Below are 19,288 nucleotides of genomic sequence, written 5' to 3' on the forward strand. Positions count from 1 at the left end.
AACGCCTTTCAAAGATGATTTCGAGTATAGTTCATCTACGCAAGTGTCACAAGCGCCTAGTAAGTCAGCAGCTACTCGTCAATTAGCCAGCCACGCTCTATTCCGTGTTCAATTCCGCCAGTCCAATCCATTTTCAGATGCTTCCGCACTTTATGCAATAGATGTTGAACTACAACTGGATTAATTGAATTTTTAACATATTTTTCTTCATATCTAAATTCTCGGTCAGTGTTTTTTTGCTGACGTAGTACGTAAATTTGGTCAACCTTGTACTTGCGAAGATTGACATCACTGGTCAGCTTAATCCACTCCATAAGTACAACATATAAACTATTTGGATTTCTTGCCTTTAAATCCTCTGCTGCTCGTGATGAACCTTCGAGCATAGTTTTATCGAGATATGTTTTACATTCAATTGCAACAACTGGAATATCGAAAATGTGCGTTTCGGTGTTTCCTGTAACTGTAACTTCAGAGTAGTTTTCCGGCTCCTCTTTAAGAAGTGGCAGTATTTCCCCAGGATTTTCATCTTTCTCCGGTGGGGTTGCTGCTTCAAATGATACTTGAATAGTGGCTCCAATTACAAAGTCATGATCTTTCTTTTCAATACGTGCATACGGTCGCTTAAGCATCTCAGAGTATTTTGGCGGTACAAAGAAAATATCTTTGAACGTATGTGATTTGCCGATGAGAGCATTTTCTCCAAAGTCTCTGACTAAATCTTTAAACAGATAATAGAGAAATTCCTCCAGCACGCTAGAGTGAAGGTTCGACCGAGAATCAAACTTTTCAGCATAGTGCTGCTGGTCTAAAAAATCCTTATATTTTGATAGAAGTTCTACTCTGGTAGCAATAATTGCGTCATCTTGATCAGTAGGTGTTGATGTCGGCCCAACTAATTCGAGATTAGCTGAACGCCACTTATCATACTCAGTTCTAATTTCAGTGAGATATTTTTTACTATCAACATCTCTGTATTTTGTGCGGTGATTCTCCTTTTGTTCAAGATTAGAGCCGTGAACTAAAGGGTTCCTATCGCTTTTGGGCATAGCTCTAATTTTTCTTGAAGATGAAGTGCGATCGCTTTAGCAAGAATAGGTGGTACAGCATTACCTACCTGATTGTACTGGCAAAGAAACTTCTCGTCGAATCTCTCTTCCCGATGTAATAACTTGTGAGATACAACAGTCTTCTTTCCTAGAAAACGATAAGAGTCAGGAAAAGATTGAAGACGTGCCCCTTCACGGGCTGTCAAATTGCGATGCTGGAAAGGATGAAGAAAATTGGCGTAAAACGAAGCTGCTATTGTATGTGATGGTTTATATGGATTTAAACGTCGGTTATTTTGGTCATAACTTATCTCAGATAACTCACCATTTCCACTACGCCGTCTAGCCCCATGTTCTTTTGGTGCATCTGAACTTGATTCACCCCATTTAATATGTTTGAAGCGTTCTACAAGCCTCTGGGAATGATCCATTGCAACATGATTGTAAAGTGTTTTACTGCCATTCCTGCTCCAGCTTTGATAGTTATTGAGAGGTTTTGAAATGTAAGGTTGTTCCTCTTCACCCTCACGTGCATTCAGTGGTGGTAAATCTGATATGGCATCCCACAAGCTAAGGGCAGGAAGTAAACCCATACAGGCAAATATTGATAATTGAGAGCTATTGATATGCAATAAATCTAAGGAGTGTGTTTTTGGAGGAATACCTAATTCCTTTCCTGTTTTATTTCCAACAATAAAAATACGCTCCCTAATTTGTGGGACACCATATTCAGCAGCATTTAATGACCATACTTCTACAAAATACCCTAAATTCTCAAAAGTTTCTTTAATGATATCTGTTACCTTTCTGCCTTCATTATTTTTGCGCGAAAATAAACCTTTAACATTCTCCATTACAAAAGCTTGAGGTTCGAGAAAACATATCCACTGAGCAAAGTTAATGAATAAACTATTTCTAGGATCTTTAGGATCTTTTTGTGCTGGCCCGGCAATACTAAAGCCTTGACACGGAGGCCCACCAATAACAATATCCGGCTTGAAATGACAGATATCCTTAATGCTACTTGCAGTGTTTAAATCACGAATATCCTGTTGAATAACTGTCATATTAGGGCGGTTATGGCGCAGTGTATCACAAGCCCAAGCATCAATCTCAACGGATAAAGGAACAGAGAAACCTGCCATCTCGAAACCTAGACCAAAGCCGCCAGCCCCAGCAAACAAATCAATAGTGATAGGTTGTGCTGTTAGCATAGACTCTTAATGTGGTTACTCATGTGATTTACATTCTAAACACTCTAGGATGATACCCTTGTAGCTCTTTGTCAACCTGCTACACAGTTATTCTGGTCAAGGTCTCTGGCTATAAGTAATTTTTAGTATTCTTAAGGACAAACTGTCTTTATCTTCAATCAATCGACTGATTCTGAATCAGACCTGAAGTGCCTTGAAAATGGAAGAATATAAAGAATCATTAGGAGGAATCAATCGTCATGACTGTGATAGTTGCTAAGTGGAGGATTGACGAATATCACCGCATGATTGACGCTGGCATTTTGAGCGATGGCGTAACCGCCCGCCGGAGGCGATCGCAAAGTGGAACTACTTTAGGGAGAAACCATATTAATTCCACTCATAGCCCAAATGCTGTTTCAAAAATACCAAGGTGCGATCGTTCACCAGTTCTGCGGCTTCCGATTTTCCATTTCTCTTCCCCATCAAGTTTTAACCCAGTTGAAGAGGCTGAACAGATTTTAGCAATGCCTCCCCCTCTCCTTGTTCTCTTCTGGTCAACATGAGCTAGCGTATCTCACAAGTTTCTCAAATTGTTCTCCTATCATCATAACTGTGAGACTCGCAACATCCTGAAGAGACGAGAGGCTCAAACGATGAATTCAGAATCTGCTGTTAAGAGGAACAACACGACAAAAACACCCTCCGTAACTCGTGGTGATAAGCGCTTTAAAATGCTGGAAGCAACTATAAAACGCTACCAGTATCAACAGGATGCACTCATTGAGATATTGCATAAAGCGCAGGAACTGTTTGGTTATTTAGAAAACGATGTATTAATTTACGTTGCTCATAATCTCAAACTGCCACCTAGTCGAGTTTATGGTGTTGCCACTTTCTACCATTTATTTTCACTTGCCCCTAGCGGCGTACATACCTGCGTGGTATGTACAGGTACAGCTTGTTACGTTAAAGGCGCTGAAGCTATCCTGGCAAATTTAGAAAAGTCTATTCACATCCACGCTGGTGAAACCTCAGCAGATAGACAAATTTCACTGCTAACAGCAAGGTGCCTGGGTGCTTGTGGAATTGCACCTGCTGTAGTATTTGATGGTACCGTTTTAGGCAATCAAACTGCTGAATCAGTCCTTGATCGCATCAAAGGATGGTTACAAGATGGATCTACCTGAGTTAATTGAAATTGCACAACAAGAAAGTGCTTCAGAGAAACCTGTGCAAATTCGTTGTTGTGTTGCGGCTGGTTGTCTGTCTGCCAATTCACAAGCCGTCAAACAGCGTTTGGAAGAAGCTGTCACAGCAGAAAATTTGGCGGAAAAAGTAGAAGTTCGTGGCGTTGGCTGTATGCGTTTGTGCTGTCAAGGGCCATTAGTACAGGTTGAGAGAAACACCAAACCAGAAAGTCTAGCTACGCTTTACGAGAAAGTCACACCTGATGATGCACCCTCAATTATTGCTGCTCTAAATGGGGGAGAGACAACAGTCCAACAAGGTGATTTAACTCATCCATTTTTTACATACCAGATGCCGATTGTTTTAGAAAACAGTGGCAAAATCGATCCAGAACGCATTCAATCTTATATTGCCGCCAAAGGTTATCAAGCCCTTTACCATGTCTTGCGAGAGATGAATCCTAGCGAAGTAGTAGATGCTATTACCCGCAGTGGTTTACGGGGACGTGGTGGTGCTGGTTATCCTACAGGTTTGAAATGGGCAACAGTTGCTAAAGCAAAAGGCGATGCCTACGGCGAGCGAAGCGATCGCAAATTTGTAATCTGCAATGCCGATGAAGGCGATCCGGGGGCGTTTATGGATCGCAGCGTCTTAGAAAGCGATCCCCATCGCGTTTTGGAAGGAATGGCGATCGCAGCCTATGCTGTAGGCGCAAACCAAGGCTACATCTACATCCGGGCAGAATATCCCATCGCCATCAATCGTTTGCAAACTGCAATTCGCCAAGCACAACGCCTTGGCATCTTAGGCAGTCAAATTTTCGATTCTAGCTTTGATTTCAAAATTGATATTCGTATCGGTGCTGGTGCTTATGTATGTGGTGAAGAAACCGCTTTAATGGCTTCTATTGAAGGTAAACGCGGTACTCCTCATCCCCGTCCGCCTTACCCTGCCGAGTCTGGTTTGTGGGGCTATCCTACCTTAATTAATAACGTTGAAACTTACGCCAATGTTGCACCTATTATCCGCAAAGGTGCTGACTGGTTCGCTAATATTGGCACTCAAAAGAGCAAAGGTACAAAGGTTTTTGCATTGGCAGGCAAAATCCGTAATACAGGTTTGATAGAAGTACCGATGGGAACTTCACTGCGGCAAATTGTGGAAGCAATGGGTGGCGGCGTACCAAATGGCGGTGTGGTAAAAGCAGTGCAAACTGGTGGCCCTTCTGGGGGATGTATTCCAGCATCAGCTTTTGATAGTCCGGTGGATTATGAATCACTCACTAAACTTGGTTCGATGATGGGTTCCGGCGGCATGATTGTCATGGATCAAACTACCAACATGGTGGATGTCGCCCGCTTCTTCATGGAATTTTGCATGGATGAATCTTGTGGTAAGTGCATTCCCTGTCGGGTGGGGACGGTGCAGTTATATAAATTGTTGACAAAAATTAGTGAAGGTAAGGCATCCTTTGCTGACTTGGAACTGCTGGAAGAACTATGCGACATGGTAAAACATACCAGCTTGTGCGGTCTTGGTCAGTCTGCACCTAATCCGGTATTTAGTACCTTGCGTTATTTCCGTGATGAATATTTGGCTTTGATTAAAGAAACCGCCATATCTAAATAGGTGGGTCAAATGTTTACCAAAATTTTCTTCGGCATTGGTGCATTCCTGGCGATCGCATTCATAGTTTTAGTCATCATTCAGATAAAGAACCAAAAAGAAGTGAGTAAGATTTAGCGATCGCTAGAATCGTCACCAACAAGCGATCATGTCACTGAACACAATTCAGAGTTCTTTCAAGCAAAGATTGAGCGGGCTGAGTTTTGTTGAGTATAGCAGGAGACAAGAGGTTAAACATTACTGTTCCTAACATTTACACTCTCAAAATGTCCTAATCTATATGCTCTTTAACGGAACTCAAAACAATCACTCTTGTGCTGATGAATGACTAAAAAAGCGAGGTAAAAATGGTAGTAAAAACTTTAACAATCAATGAGCAGTTAATTAGCGCCCGTGAGGAAGAAACCATTCTCCAAGCAGCGCAGGATGCAGGGATTCACATTCCGACTTTATGTCACCTAGAAGGAGTTGGAGATGTTGGGGCTTGTCGGCTTTGTTTAGTAGAAATTGCTGGCAGTAATAAACTTCAACCTGCTTGTGTGACGAAAGTTACTGAAGGTATGGAAGTTGAGACAAATAGCGATCGCCTGCAAAAATATCGTCGCACAATTATCGAAATGTTATTTGCTGAAGGTAATCACATTTGCTCGGTTTGCGTAGCTAATGGTAATTGCGAATTGCAAGACTTGGCGATTGAGATGGGTATGGATCATGTGCGTTTGGATTACCATTTCCCCGATCGCAAAGTCGATGTTTCTCACGATCGCTTTGGCGTTGACCACAACCGTTGTGTTCTTTGCACTCGTTGCATCCGTGTTTGTGACGAAATTGAAGGAGCGCACACTTGGGATATGGCGGGTAGAGGCACAAATTCCCATGTAATCACTGATTTAAATCAGCCTTGGGGAACCTCAGATACTTGTACTTCCTGCGGCAAATGCGTTAATGCTTGTCCGACAGGTGCACTTTTTAACAAAGGCTCAAGCGTCGGAGAAATAAAACGCGATCGCGCCAAGCTTGATTTCCTAGTTACAGCACGGGAAAAACAACAATGGCTTATTTAGTCACTAATCATGAATTAGCACAATGAGGTAAATCTAATGTTACGCCGCATCTTAAAAACTTTTTGGTGGCTCCTATTGCTGGGAATATTAACAATATATATATACCTGGGTTTAGCAACTTTCACATCTCAACAGGTGATTGCTGCTGTTATTCAATTAGAAGAAGCGCCAGGAGAAGTAGTATATCGCTCACAGCAAAAATTGAATGATGAATTAGGAAATTATTGGCAGGTTGTCTTGTTTAAGCGAGTTAATTCTAACGGCAATAAAATATCTTCAATAAATCTCCGATTAGTGGGATTTACCGGTTCTCAGGAACTGGGGCATCCCTTACCCCTGAAGATTACTACTGATACAGGTAAAGTATTGACTGCTCCTGATATTTTCCTCGATGAAGCACCAGCACCAACTATTGGTCAGTATGACTTCAAGGATGTTTTACCTCAATTGCCAACGGAAGATTTATTGATTGGTATACCTGTAGGTAAACAACACTTCATCAATTTATCAATACCTCAATACATCGTGCAGGAATGGCAAGAAGTTGCACTAAAGTCCTAAGTCCTAAGGTCAAAATTCATTTGCTCCTTAAAAAAAGAAAATGGCTCGTTTAAAATTAGCGACAGTTTGGCTAGGCGGCTGTTCTGGCTGTCATATGTCTTTTCTCGATTTGGATGAATGGCTGATTGATTTAGCACAACAAGTAGATTTAGTTTTTAGTCCCTTTGCTGATGCCAAAGAATATCCTCAAGGGGTGGATGTGGTTTTAGTTGAGGGTGCAGTAGCCAATGAAGATCATCTGCAAATGATTCAGATAGTAAGAGAGCGATCGCACATTCTTGTTTCCTTTGGCGATTGTGCTGTTACTGGTAATGTTACTGCTTTACGCAATCCTTTAGGTAGTGCTGAACCGGTTCTTCAACGTTGTTATATCGAAGCAGCAGATATTCACGGCACAATTCCCCATGAACCTGGTATTGTGCCAACCTTGCTAGATCGAGTGATACCAGTACATACAGTAGTACCAGTTGATATTTATTTGCCAGGATGTCCACCTTCAGCAACTCGGATTAGAGCAGTGTTAGAGCCACTGTTAAGGGGAGAAAAACCACAGCTAGAAGGACGTGAATTTATCAAGTTTGGTTAACTTCACAAGTTACTCAGATTATTTATCTAAGTTGGAGTGAGGCAATTACCAAAGGATCTTAGAAGCAATTTATACCCATATTGCATCAGCAATATTAGAAATTTGCTTGACCTGAAATAGTTATGAAAAAAGTAATCATTGACCCAGTTACCCGAATTGAAGGACACGCCAAAATCACTATTTATCTAGATGACACGGGACAAGTAAGCGATGCTCGTTTTCATGTCACAGAGTTTCGTGGTTTTGAAAAGTTTTGTGAGGGCCGTCCGCTTTGGGAAATGCCAGGAATTACAGCGCGAATTTGTGGGATTTGTCCGGTGAGTCATTTATTAGCATCAGCAAAGGCAGGCGATCGCATTCTTGCGGTTACAATTCCTAAAGCTGCTGAAAAACTGCGCCGTTTGATGAACTTGGGACAAATTATCCAATCCCACGCCTTGAGTTTCTTCCACCTCAGCGCCCCAGATTTATTATTAGGAATGGATAGCGACCCCGAAAAACGCAATGTATTTGGCTTAATTGCAGCAGAACCAGAACTGGCGCGTGGAGGAATCCGCTTGCGTCAATTTGGACAAGAGATTATTGAACAACTGGGAGGGCGCAAGATACATCCATCATGGGCGGTTCCTGGTGGTGTCCGCGAACCCTTATCCGAGGAAGGACGCACCCATATTCAGAACCGCATCCCGGAAGCACGCACCACAATATTAGATGCACTGGGTAGGTTTAAAAACTTACTCAATGATTATCAAAAAGAAGTGCAAACCTTTGGGAATTTTCCTAGCTTATTTATGGGTTTAGTCACTCCTGATGGTTTGTGGGAGAACTACGACGGACATATTCGTTTTGTAGATAGCGCTGGAAATATTATTGCTGATAAACTCGATGCAACTGATTATCAAGAATTTATTGGTGAAGCAGTTCAACCAGATTCTTATTTAAAGTCTCCTTACTATCGCCCTTTAGGTTATCCTGACCAGAGCGACCATTGTCGTTTAGATAGTGGTATTTATCGGGTAGGGCCGCTAGCACGTCTGAATATTTGCAGTCATATTGGTACACCTTTAGCTGATGCAGAATTGAGAGAATTTAGAGACAGAGGAAAAGGCACTGTCACCTCATCATTTTTCTATCACTATGCCCGGTTAATTGAAATTCTGGCTTGCATTGAACGCATAGAAATTATCATAGATGACCCAGATTTAATGTCTAAAAAATTGCGTGCTGATGCTGGCATTAATCAATTAGAAGGAGTGGGTGTAAGTGAAGCACCACGTGGGACATTATTTCACCATTATCAAGTTGATGAAAATGGCTTACTTCAGAAAGTAAATTTAGTAATTGCCACAGGTCAGAATAATTTAGCAATGAATCGCACAGTAGCGCAAATCGCGCGGCATTTTATTCACGGTTCAGAAATTGCTGAAGGGATGTTAAACCGTGTTGAAGCGGGAATCAGAGCTTTTGACCCTTGTTTGAGTTGTTCAACTCATGCGGCAGGACAAATGCTTTTGCATATTCAATTAATTGGCACAGATGGGAATATTGTAAATGAAGTTTGGCGAGATTAATCTATTCTGAATTCTTGCTTGAAAACAATACAGCCACAAAAGTTCTCTTATAACATTCAATATTTCTTCTTCTGTGATTTGCATTCCAAAACGCAAATCTACCGGGCGCGATAATGCCTAATGGTACGATAGCAGAAGCATGAAAGCGTGAATACAAAACTCCTCATTTCTCCTCAAGAACTCACGTCCCTGTTAGCAGAAAATTCATCACACGCTGTCATTATCGATACGCGAACTCCCGAAGATTATGCTATTTCTCATATTCCTCAATCCATAAATATTAGAGATTTTTTCACCTATCTTTTAGAGAATTCCTCTCCAGAAGGATTAAAGGTATTGCAAGAGTATTTTGCAGAAATTATGAGCAAGCTGGGAATATCGGGTGCAGAACGGATAATTGTGTATGAAGATGCTTTAAATAGAGGTTATGGTCAATCTTGTCGAGCAGCTTTTTTACTGAAGTATTTGGGTTGCACTCAGGTATCTATCTTACACGGAGGATATAAAGCATGGCTCAGAGAGGGATTACCTACTACCGATGAAGTACCATTACGTGAAAGCAGCATATTTAGATTGCATCCCAACGCTGATATGATGGTGACTACCGTCGAGATGTTGCAAGCAATTGACAATCCAGCAATTATTAAATTAGATGTACGCGATCGCAACGAATGGCTTGGGCTAAGTTCTTCTCCCTACAATCCTGATTTTTGCCCTCGCAAAGGTAGAATCCCTAACGCTGTATGGTTAGAATGGCATCATCTAATGAATTCTGAATCGGAAATCCCCACGTTCCGATCGCCAGATGAAATCCGAGAAATTTGTCAGTCAGTAGGTATTACTTCAGAGTCCATTGTGTATATTTACTGCTTTAAGGGTTCAAGGGCTGCTAATACATTAATAGCCCTTGAAGAAGCAGGAATTTCTGCTAGAAATTATTTTGGTTCTTGGAATGAATGGTCGCGCGACTTATCACTACCCATTGATAGTAGAATCATGTAAGCTTCAGATAGTTAGCGAATCAATTTTAGGTGCATTTTCCCTGTGCGTAGGCGTAGCCCAACCTAGGCATTGCGGACTCGGTTTCTTACTATTTCATACTTGACATAGACTTGTAGCATTTATCACTCTCAGGGAGCGCCCAAGCATGGTTACAGGTATTGTATCGCTCATCGTAAACGGTACCCGGCCCACATTCAAAGTCGAACTTTGTAAAGGATTTCCCGTCTTGGCTAAAATCTACGCAACGGAAGAATTTGGTACAGTCCTCTGGATTGACGAAAAATCCCTCAGATGTACATTCGCCAGCCATTGCAGTGCTGTTGCTATCCGTAGCAGGTGCAGGACTGTTGCTATCAGCAGCGAGTGCAGGGCTAATGGCGACCCACATTGCTAAAATCATTGCACAACAGCACAACAGTATTTTTTTCATGATTTATTTTTACTTGTAAATTACAAATTGGTGTATCAATTTGAATATATTCTCAGCATAAAAGTGAGAATGCAAGGACAGATAAGACAGTTAAAGAAAAAACCAGAACATTTGTCGATTGAGCAGTTCTTCACAAGTTCTTCAAGTTTTTTGCATAACTTGAAAGTAGTGTTAGACAGCCAAAAACTATGAATTGCAATGCGATGGGCTACGCGCCGCCGGAGGCGATCGCCATTGGTTACGGTAATGAATTGCGTAGCGATGATGGCATTGGGCAACGAGTAGCTAAGGCGTTGCATCTATCAAACGTGAAATCTCTTGCTGTCCACCAACTCACCCCTGAACTGGCTGAAGCTTTAGCAAATGCTGATTTGGCAGTCTTTATCGATGCTTGTTTCACCTCTGAAAGTTCTCAGGTACAAGTACAATCGCTTTTACCTGAATCTTTCAAGATTATTGCAGGGCATATAGGCGATCCGCGATCGCTCTTAGCTCTGACTCAAGCTGTATATGGTCGTTGTCCGCCAGCTTGGTGGATAAAAGTACCAGGAGTAAACTTTGAATTAGGTTGCTACTTATCACCATTTGCTGAAATTGGAGTAGCGATCGCCCTAAAAAAAATTACCCAAATTATAGACGAAAATTTCAGCTTACTTCTTTAAAATTTTCCTGAACGGTTACTTTCCACCACAGGTAACAGCGAATCATGCAAAAGCCTATCCAGTCATCCGTTGATCGCGCCTATGATATTTTGCGAACCGAGAAAGCTAATCCCCTTGATGCTATCTTTGCCGCAAAAAGTGTTGCTGTAATTGGTGCTAGCGAAAAAGCTGATAGTGTTGGACGCACCCTGCTATGGAATTTGATTAGCAATCCTTTTGGTGGAACTGTTTTCCCTGTCAATCCCAAGCGGCACAGCATATTGGGAATCAAAGCATACCCGACTATCTTTGATGTTCCAGAACTAGTGGATTTAGCAGTTATTGCCACCCCAGCACCAACAGTCCCAAGCATTATTAATGAGTGTGTGGATGCAGGTGTCAAAGGTGCAATTATTCTTAGTGCTGGTTTTAAAGAAGCTGGTGCAGAGGGTGTAGTTTTAGAACAGCAAATACTTGAGCAAGCACATCGTGGCAAAATGCGGATTATTGGCCCGAACTGCTTAGGTGTGATGAGTCCACGAACAGGTTTAAATGCAACTTTTGCCAGTACAATGGCACGTCCTGGAAATGTCGGCTTTATTAGTCAAAGTGGAGCGCTTTGCACTGCTATCCTTGATTGGAGTTTTCGGGAAAACGTCGGATTTAGTGCCTTTATTTCCCTTGGTTCAATGCTGGATGTGGGTTGGGGAGATTTGATTTACTACCTTGGTGATGACCCGCAGACCAAAAGTATTGTCATTTACATGGAATCAATTGGGAATGCGCGATCGTTTCTCTCAGCAGCGCGGGAAGTTGCTTTAACTAAACCGATTATTGTGATTAAAGCAGGCCGTACTGAAGCCGCAGCTAAAGCAGCAGCTTCTCATACTGGTGCACTAACAGGAAGTGATGAGGTTCTTCATGCAGCTTTCCGGCGTTGTGGAGTGTTGCGCGTCAACAGCATCTCTGACTTGTTCGATATGGCGGAGGTGCTGGCAAAACAACCCCGTCCCAAAGGGCCACACCTGACAATTTTAACTAACGCAGGTGGCCCTGGAGTACTTGCCACCGATGCTCTGATTGCTGCTGGTGGAGAAGTTGCACCAATTTCTCAAGAAACTAGCGCATCCCTTAACCAACTATTACCAGCACATTGGAGTCACGGCAACCCGATTGATATTCTGGGCGACGCTGACCCACAAAGATATACCAAAGCGTTAGAAATTGCTGCTCAAGATCCAAATAGTGACGGCTTATTGGTGATTCTCACTCCTCAAGCAATGACAGACCCTACCCAAACAGCCGAACAATTGAAACCCTACGCACATATGGCTGGTAAACCCATCCTTGCCAGTTGGATGGGGGGAGCAGATGTAGCAGCAGGCGAGATGATTCTCAATCGTAACCATATCCCTACATATCCTTATCCTGATACTGCTGCTCGGATATTTAGTTATATGTGGCAGTCTAGTTATAACCTGCGTGGTATCTACGAAACTCCTGTAATGCCTGCACTTGATTCCTCATTAGAGATACCAGACCGTAACTGTGTTGAAAAAATCATTCAAACAGCACGTCAAGCACAGCGAACTATTCTCACAGAGTTGGAATCAAAGCAGATTTTGGCAGCTTATGGTATTCAGGTGGTTGTAACTTGCGTTGCTAAGACCGAGGATGAGGCAGTTCAATGTGCTGAAACAATTGGCTATCCAGTTGTTTTAAAGCTCTTTTCCCAGACAATTACTCATAAAACCGATGTTGGCGGTGTGCAGTTAAATCTGAAAGATGCTGAAGCTGTACGACACGCTTACAAAGCTATTGCAGAATCAGTGAGTGAGAAAGTAGGTGTTGAGCATTTTTTAGGTGTAACCGTGCAGCCTATGGTAAAAATGGCCGGTTATGAACTAATTATCGGCAGTAGTCTTGATCCCCAGTTTGGCCCGGTATTGCTTTTTGGCACGGGGGGACAACTAGTCGAGATTTTTTGCGATCGCGCGATCGCACTTCCACCCCTGAATACAACTTTAGCGCGGCGCATGATGGAGCAAACACAGATTTACAAAGCGCTGAAAGGTGTTCGGGGACGCAAAAGTGTTGATATAGCCGCCCTTGAACAATTAATGGTGGTATTTAGTCAATTAGTTGTCGAACAGCGTTGGATTAAGGAAATCGATATTAACCCATTGCTGGCTTCATCTGAACAATTGATTGCTCTCGATGCGCGGATTATCCTTTATGAACCAAATGTTAAAGAAGAGCAACTACCAAAGTTAGCGATTCGACCCTATCCCACACAATATAGTGGCAAGTGGATGATGAGAGATGGCACTCCTGTTACCATCCGTCCTATCCGTCCAGAAGATGAGCCGTTGATGGTGCAATTTCACAAGACACTCTCAGAACAAAGCGTTTATTTTCGTTATTTCCACTTAATTAAACTCCAGTCGAGAGTAGCCCATGAACGATTAACACGCATCTGCTTTATTGATTACGATCGCGAAATAGCCCTAGTTGTGGAATATCAAAATCCCGAAACCCAGACACGGGAAATTTTGGCAGTCGGTCGGTTAAGTAAAATACATGGTACAAATGAAGCAGAATTTGCTATTGTGGTGTGCGATCGCTCTCAATGCCAGGGGATAGGAACTGAATTACTACAAAGATTACTGCAAGTTAGTCGAGATGAGCAACTGAAAAGAATCACTGCTGATATCTTGGTTGATAATTATGCTATGCAAAAAGTTTGTGAAAAACTTGGTTTTCGGATCGAGGAGACAGATGATCCAACTGTAGTCAAAGCCCAAATTGATATCAAAAAAGTTCATCCCGGAAAATAACGTGAGCTTCTAACGAACACCATTCTTTATGCCTTAAAAGAACCCCACAATGCTTGGACATGAGAAATAGAACTACGTCCGTGGGTAGAGAACTTCTAGCCTATGCATCAGGTACATGAACAAACTTTCGCTACTATTAATATTTACAGCGAAAGTAGGGTTGAAGCAGGATGTGTGGACAGCAGGCTCAAGCCTGCCGAGTCGTTTTTCCTTCCAGGGCTAAAAGCCACTGGGTTTGCAAACTCCCGTGAGGTTTTTGATGAAAATTGATTTTGGTGCAACTGCTACTGATTATGCAAAACACCGCGCTGGCTTTCCCAGTTCATTATTTAACAAACTGTCTGAATATGGTATAGGTTTACCAGGGCAGAATATTGTTGACCTCGGTACAGGAACAGGAACACTAGCGCGGGGCTTTGCTGATAGAGGTGCTTATGTGATTGGCATAGATCCATCAGTATCACTTTTAGAACAAGCGAGACTGTTAAGCGAATCTGTCCAACTCAAAGTAGATTATCGAGTCGCAACTGCCGAGAATACCGAGTTACCAGACGCAAGTGCAGATGTGATCACTGCTGGACAGTGTTGGCATTGGTTTGACCGTCCGCGGGTTGTCCAAGAAATTACTCGCATATTGAGAAGAAATGGCTCGCTGGCGATCGCTCATTTTGATTGGATACCCTTAAAAGGTAATGTAGTTGAAGCAACAGAACAACTGATCAAGGCTCATAATCCAGCGTGGAATCTAGGCGGCGGTAATGGATTGTATCCCCTGTGGTTACAAGACATTGGCGAAGGAGGATTCCGAGAAATCCGCACATTTTCTTATGATGTATTTGTGTCTTATACACACGAAGCTTGGCGGGGACGAATTCGTGCTAGTGCAGGTGTGGGAGCCAGCATGACACCAGAAAAGGTAGAAGTATTTGACCAGGAATTGGCGACATTACTCGAAGCCAAATATCCTACGCCAATTCTTCAGGTTCACCACAGAGTTTGGGCAGCGATCGCAAAATCACCACAGTCAGGAAATGAAAAAGTATAGTGGTCACTGCCATTTTGGACTACTAGGCAATAAAATTTCTCTATCCAGACAAGCTACAGGGGCATGATGAATTGAAGCTCTATGTTTCATCCAGAGAAAGCCATCACTAGCGGCACATAGCCAGTCGCTAGTGATGGCTGATAATACAAAGCTAGTCGTGCTTGATAGGTTTGATTCTAGCGATCGCTTGTAGTAACATTTTTGGCAGCCAAAAAAGATAACAATATAGTTGTTTTACCTGACTATAAAGCGAGAATAACTTTCCTTCACTCAATAAAGTATATGGTTGAACTGCTCTGAGAATTTCTGCAAATTTATCTTCCGCCGCAGTTTGAACTGAACCACTTACAGAATAACCTTGTAAATGTGGAGGTAGGGGCCAGTTAATTTTAGGATCTGGCTGATGTATTACAGGCTCAACATTTCCCCGCCATGCAACTCCCATAATTTGCATAGTTTGATAGACCATTGTGTTCCACCCTTTCTCTTTTAAGTAGTCCAAGCCTTGGCCTACGTCGGGAGAAGCCAAATCATGAAATAAAATTAAAGCATCTGCTTCTGCAAGTTGTTCGCAAATAATTGTATCATTCAGCGGAGCCGGTGCTTCGTGATTACCATCTATAAATATCAATGACCATTTACGTTGAAATTTATTTGCTATCTCTTCTACTTTTTGAGGGCTATATCCTGGTATTAGATTCACGGATTCTTTAACGCCTGCCGACTTTAACGAATCTGTGACGCTTTCATTAAATAATTGTTCGGATAGCATAGGATCGATGACATCTAGCTGCACTCCTCCTAGAGCTAAATGACAAGCTGACCAACCCATCCAGCAACCTATTTCTAAAGCTTTCTTACCCTGAAATTTTAAGGCTGTATTGTATATAATATGAGCTTCATCTCTGCTAACAAATCCTACATTTTGCCGTCGCTTATCAACGTACCAATTATGAGTAATATCCCTTCGCAAGTAAAGCCAAAAAGAATCATATTTATTTCCTAAAATTATATTGGGAAAATATAAATCTGGCTGGATAGTAGCAAATCCTGATGAAACATAATCTCCTTTTGGCAATAAGTTTCCTTCAATCAGTTTTACTGTTTTTTCAATCATAAGTTACTCTCTAAATTATTTGAAATTCTCGGTTTTTGGTTACAATTTAACTTCACCAAATTCTCTAAAAGCGCCATGTCTCTACAGATGAGCTTCGGACTACGCCTCCATCGATAACTAAAGCAAGCTAAGTTAAACCCAACATAAATAACCTCTTAGCACTCAAGTACAGCAAGCGGCCGATAAATGCTTAATCAGGGAAATCAAATAGATGTTAACCACATAGCCTGAAGTTATCGATCTGAGATTCATCTTCAAACCAGGATTCCCAGGCACAACCTGAAAATGTCATCCAGAAACTAAAAAGTTAATTTTTTTTAAGCATCTCGTCTTTTTTTGTAATGCAAAATAATCAGTAATAGTCCAGCAAAATATTCCAGTATGGGGCTTTAGCTCCATTCATGACAGCGATTTTCTATCTTACCTCTAGGACAAGACTTTTGGATGTAAAGTGCTAAACTGCTTACTGGGTATACATTTTCGCAGCTTTTCCCCCTTTTTTTCAGATTTTGTGAGAAATCCGAAAGAGCTGTCCGCATCATTCACTTAAAAAACAATCGCACAATTTTAGGAAAAATAACCATGATTGATCTTTATTATTGGACAACCCCAAACGGTCATAAAATTACGATTTTCTTGGAAGAAGTCGGCTTGCAATATACCATAATTCCTGTGAATATTGGGGCTGGGGATCAATTTAAACCGGAATTTTTAAAGATTTCTCCTAACAATCGCATCCCCGCGATTGTTGACCACGAACCAGCAGATGGAGGCGCGCCAATTTCGGTATTTGAGTCTGGTGCAATCTTGCTGTATTTAGCAGAAAAAACCGGGAAATTAATCCCCCAAGATTTACGTAATCGCACTCAAGTTTTAGAATGGTTGTTCTGGCAAATGGCAGGTTTGGGGCCAATGGCGGGACAAAATCATCACTTTAGCGCCTATGCTCCCGAAAAAATAGAGTATGCCATTAACCGCTATGTGAATGAGACGGGACGCTTATATGCAGTGCTGAATAAGCAACTAGCAGATAAAGAATTTGTGGCTGGCGATTATTCCATCGCCGATATTGCTGCTTATCCCTGGATTGTGGGCTATGAACGCCAAAGTCAGAATCTAGAGAATTTTCCTCATCTGAAGCGCTGGTTTGAGGCAATTAAGTCCCGTCCAGCAACAATTCGCGCTTACGAGAAAGCAGAAGCACTGAAAACTCAAGCGCTTGATCCAGATAAGTCACGAGATTTGTTATTTAACCAGTCGGCGAAGACTATTCAACCTTGAGCGTTTTGAATTGTTTTGTCACTGTGGCGATCGCTAAGTAAGCTCTAAAGGAGCAATTATGAGCAACGATTTCTCACTATCTTCCTTTCCTGAATTAGAAACAGAAAGGCTCCTTCTTCGTGAGACAACGTTGCAGGATGCTGAGGCTATCTTTGCTGTATTCTCCGATCCAGGCGTGACTCAGTTTCACGATCTTGATACTTTCACTTCTATTGAAGAAGCGCTTGCACTCATTGTCCGTAGAGCCAAGCGGTTTGAGCGAGGAGAAGGAATTCGCTGGGGAATTGCCCGTAAGCAAGACAACGTTTTGATTGGTTCTTGTGGGTTTACATGGAACCCACAAGAAAACTCTGCTGAGGTCGGTTATGAGCTTGCCAGTACTTTTTGGAGACAAGGCATAATGACTGAGGCAGTGCATACCATCTTGCAATTTGGCTTTAAGGAAATGGGTTTGCGTTTCATTATTGCCCAAGTCATGCTGGACAACATAGCTTCTAAAAAGTTGCTAGAAAAGTTAGGTTTTCAGAGTCAGGGTGTACTGAAACAGCATGGCTTCTTCAAAGGGCAGTATCACGATCTGGAGCAATTTGTGATTAACAAATAGGAGAAGTGAGTGGGCAGGTTAGCAACAGCATTTCTGCGCGATCGCTATAGTCTAAGTTATGTAGCGATCGGGTTTATGCTCAGTGGTTTTGGATTGGGTGGACTGATTTATAGTCGCTCAGTTAAATGGTTAGTCAGGCGACTGGGTGAAATTGGTTTGATGGGAGTGGGAGGAGGCTTGATGTGTATCAGCTTCTTAGCGATCGCATTGTTCCAGAACTGGATGCTATTTATCCCTTTGAGTATTTTAATGGGATTGGGCTTTTATATGATGCACAGCACCCTCCAGACCCAAGCCACTGAGCTTTCCCCGCAAGCACGAGGCACTGCTGTTTCGCTGTTCGCCTTCAGCTTGTTTGTCGGACAGGGAATCGGCGCAGCAGTATTTGGTAGGATTGTCGATAACTTCGGCTACATTTATTGCTTTATTCTAGTTGGTGTAGCGATCGCTCTGCTCTCTGTTTGGTTAGTCAAGCAGAAGCAAAACAGCGATGAAAGCTAAGGTATACACAGAGCCTCTAGAGGAGAGCAAGGGATTAGAATGCATCAATGTCAAAAAAGCAACATCTGTTAAATAAAAAACCCGGTTGGTCTTTGGATGAGCGAGATCCAAAATTCATAGAATCTCTGATGCCCCTGTTGGGCTTTTTCTATCACTACTATTTTCGAGTTCAAACTAGTGGTTGGGATAATATTCCACCCCAAGAAAAAGTCCTATTTGTCGGTTCACACAATGGGGGACTCGCAGCTCCCGATATGACAATGGTGATGTACGACTGGTTCCGACGATTTGGTGTTGAGCAACCCGTTTATGGTTTGATGCATCCCAAAGCTTGGCAGGTTAGCCCGCCAATAGCCCAACTGGCCGCCAAAGCTGGAGCAATCATGGCTCATCCAAAAATGGCTTACACTGCCTTGCGCTCTGGAGCTAGTGTGCTAGTTTATCCAGGTGGAGCCGAAGATGTCTTCCGACCGCATTATTTACGTAATAAAATCTACTTTGCAGGGCGGCAAGGATTTATCAAGTTAGCGTTACGGGAAAATGTGCCGATTGTGCCTGTGATTTCCTGGGGTGCTCACGATACGCTGATTGTACTGGCTGACTGCTACAAAGTTGTGCAGCAACTCCACGAATGGGGAATGCCTTGGCTTTTGGGGATTGATCCGGAAGTTTTTCCTATCTATCTCGGACTACCTTGGGGATTAGCAATTGGCCCGTTGCCCAACATTCCATTACCAGTGCCCATGTATACGCAGGTTTGTCCGCCAATTGTATTTGAACGCTACGGTCGAGAAGCAGCTAGCGATCGCCACTATGTCAATGAATGTTATGAATTAGTTGTTAGTCAGATGCAGCAAGAGTTAGATCAATTGGTGAAGCGAACTGCTAAAGCCAATTCTCTATGATGCATATAATTAGTCTGCGTACTGCAAAGCAGAAGCCCTTCAAGCAGCGTCCCTTCAGTTAAATAGACCATGCTAGTAGGGGCA

General features: G+C 42.4%; 19 protein-coding genes. 15 read left to right on the top strand and 4 right to left on the bottom strand.

The window, feature by feature from the left end; translation table 11 throughout:
- Positions 1 to 71 precede the first annotated feature (71 nt).
- On the bottom strand, positions 72 to 1,049 hold the full coding sequence (locus F8R90_RS17105; protein ID WP_196511735.1) for a Bpu10I family restriction endonuclease: 978 nt from the start codon (positions 1,047 to 1,049) through the stop codon (positions 72 to 74).
- Entirely contained in the window at positions 1,022 to 2,263 is a 1,242-nt protein-coding gene (locus tag F8R90_RS17110) for a DNA cytosine methyltransferase (protein ID WP_196511736.1), read from the bottom strand. The genes F8R90_RS17105 and F8R90_RS17110 overlap by 28 nt, the downstream gene beginning before the upstream one ends.
- A gap of 239 nt (positions 2,264 to 2,502) precedes the next feature.
- On the opposite strand from F8R90_RS17110, the gene F8R90_RS17115 reads away from it, so the two are divergent.
- From F8R90_RS17115 to F8R90_RS17150, 8 genes are all read left to right on the top strand, one after another.
- Positions 2,503 to 2,808 (top strand): hypothetical protein, encoded by a 306-nt coding sequence (locus tag F8R90_RS17115; RefSeq protein WP_196511772.1) that lies wholly within the window; start codon positions 2,503 to 2,505, stop codon positions 2,806 to 2,808.
- Positions 2,809 to 2,898: 90 nt separating this feature from the next.
- The gene (hoxE, locus tag F8R90_RS17120; RefSeq protein ID WP_196511737.1) at positions 2,899 to 3,432 is read left to right on the top strand and encodes a bidirectional hydrogenase complex protein HoxE; all 534 of its coding nucleotides are present in this window, start codon (positions 2,899 to 2,901) and stop codon (positions 3,430 to 3,432) included.
- Positions 3,419 to 5,062 carry a NuoF family protein gene (locus tag F8R90_RS17125; protein ID WP_196511738.1) on the top strand — a complete coding sequence of 548 codons (1,644 nt, stop codon included), beginning with the start codon at positions 3,419 to 3,421 and terminating at the stop codon, positions 5,060 to 5,062. Before hoxE ends, F8R90_RS17125 begins: the two co-directional genes overlap by 14 nt.
- A 344-nt stretch (positions 5,063 to 5,406) precedes the next feature.
- Positions 5,407 to 6,123 carry a bidirectional hydrogenase complex protein HoxU gene (gene hoxU, locus F8R90_RS17130; protein WP_196511739.1) on the top strand — a complete coding sequence of 239 codons (717 nt, stop codon included), beginning with the start codon at positions 5,407 to 5,409 and terminating at the stop codon, positions 6,121 to 6,123.
- A 36-nt stretch (positions 6,124 to 6,159) separates the two neighbouring features.
- Positions 6,160 to 6,684: a DUF3122 domain-containing protein gene (locus F8R90_RS17135; RefSeq protein ID WP_196511740.1), complete on the top strand. Its 525-nt coding sequence runs from the start codon at positions 6,160 to 6,162 to the stop codon at positions 6,682 to 6,684.
- A 40-nt stretch (positions 6,685 to 6,724) separates the two neighbouring features.
- Positions 6,725 to 7,270, top strand: coding sequence for an oxidoreductase (locus tag F8R90_RS17140; RefSeq protein ID WP_190895081.1), 546 nt, complete (start codon positions 6,725 to 6,727; stop codon positions 7,268 to 7,270).
- A gap of 122 nt (positions 7,271 to 7,392) precedes the next feature.
- Complete coding sequence (locus F8R90_RS17145; protein WP_196511741.1) at positions 7,393 to 8,841, top strand: Ni/Fe hydrogenase subunit alpha; 1,449 nt, start codon at positions 7,393 to 7,395, stop codon at positions 8,839 to 8,841.
- A gap of 147 nt (positions 8,842 to 8,988) precedes the next feature.
- A complete protein-coding gene (locus F8R90_RS17150; RefSeq protein WP_196511742.1) occupies positions 8,989 to 9,843 on the top strand; it encodes a sulfurtransferase in 855 nt (284 codons plus the stop codon).
- A gap of 88 nt (positions 9,844 to 9,931) precedes the next feature.
- Here the strand turns inward: F8R90_RS17150 and F8R90_RS17155 are convergent, their stop codons facing one another.
- Positions 9,932 to 10,273, bottom strand: coding sequence for a chitin binding peritrophin-A domain-containing protein (locus F8R90_RS17155; RefSeq protein WP_196511743.1), 342 nt, complete (start codon positions 10,271 to 10,273; stop codon positions 9,932 to 9,934).
- 188 nt (positions 10,274 to 10,461) lie between these two features.
- On the opposite strand from F8R90_RS17155, the gene F8R90_RS17160 reads away from it, so the two are divergent.
- From F8R90_RS17160 to F8R90_RS17170, 3 genes are all read left to right on the top strand, one after another.
- On the top strand, positions 10,462 to 10,935 hold the full coding sequence (locus F8R90_RS17160) for a hydrogenase maturation protease (RefSeq protein WP_230966373.1): 474 nt from the start codon (positions 10,462 to 10,464) through the stop codon (positions 10,933 to 10,935).
- A gap of 44 nt (positions 10,936 to 10,979) precedes the next feature.
- Positions 10,980 to 13,751 carry a bifunctional acetate--CoA ligase family protein/GNAT family N-acetyltransferase gene (locus F8R90_RS17165; protein WP_196511744.1) on the top strand — a complete coding sequence of 924 codons (2,772 nt, stop codon included), beginning with the start codon at positions 10,980 to 10,982 and terminating at the stop codon, positions 13,749 to 13,751.
- Positions 13,752 to 14,010: 259 nt separating this feature from the next.
- Positions 14,011 to 14,796 (top strand): class I SAM-dependent methyltransferase, encoded by a 786-nt coding sequence (locus F8R90_RS17170; protein ID WP_196511745.1) that lies wholly within the window; start codon positions 14,011 to 14,013, stop codon positions 14,794 to 14,796.
- A gap of 151 nt (positions 14,797 to 14,947) precedes the next feature.
- Here F8R90_RS17170 and F8R90_RS17175 read toward each other — a convergent pair whose 3' ends face one another.
- Positions 14,948 to 15,913, bottom strand: coding sequence for a class I SAM-dependent methyltransferase (locus F8R90_RS17175; RefSeq protein WP_196511746.1), 966 nt, complete (start codon positions 15,911 to 15,913; stop codon positions 14,948 to 14,950).
- Between the two features lie 582 nt (positions 15,914 to 16,495).
- On the opposite strand from F8R90_RS17175, the gene F8R90_RS17180 reads away from it, so the two are divergent.
- The 4 genes from F8R90_RS17180 to F8R90_RS17195 are packed head-to-tail and all read left to right on the top strand — an operon-like array spanning position 16,496 to position 19,204.
- Entirely contained in the window at positions 16,496 to 17,194 is a 699-nt protein-coding gene (locus F8R90_RS17180) for a glutathione binding-like protein (protein WP_196511747.1), read from the top strand.
- A gap of 58 nt (positions 17,195 to 17,252) precedes the next feature.
- The gene (locus tag F8R90_RS17185) at positions 17,253 to 17,798 is read left to right on the top strand and encodes a GNAT family N-acetyltransferase (RefSeq protein WP_196511748.1); all 546 of its coding nucleotides are present in this window, start codon (positions 17,253 to 17,255) and stop codon (positions 17,796 to 17,798) included.
- A 9-nt stretch (positions 17,799 to 17,807) separates the two neighbouring features.
- Positions 17,808 to 18,299 carry an MFS transporter gene (locus tag F8R90_RS17190; RefSeq protein ID WP_331000675.1) on the top strand — a complete coding sequence of 164 codons (492 nt, stop codon included), beginning with the start codon at positions 17,808 to 17,810 and terminating at the stop codon, positions 18,297 to 18,299.
- Positions 18,300 to 18,346: 47 nt separating this feature from the next.
- The gene (locus F8R90_RS17195; RefSeq protein ID WP_190895067.1) at positions 18,347 to 19,204 is read left to right on the top strand and encodes a lysophospholipid acyltransferase family protein; all 858 of its coding nucleotides are present in this window, start codon (positions 18,347 to 18,349) and stop codon (positions 19,202 to 19,204) included.
- Positions 19,205 to 19,288: the final 84 nt, after the last annotated feature.

It is taken from the genome of Nostoc sp. NZL (assembly GCF_015714705.1).
GTDB lineage: Bacteria > Cyanobacteriota > Cyanobacteriia > Cyanobacteriales > Nostocaceae > Nostoc > Nostoc foliaceum_A.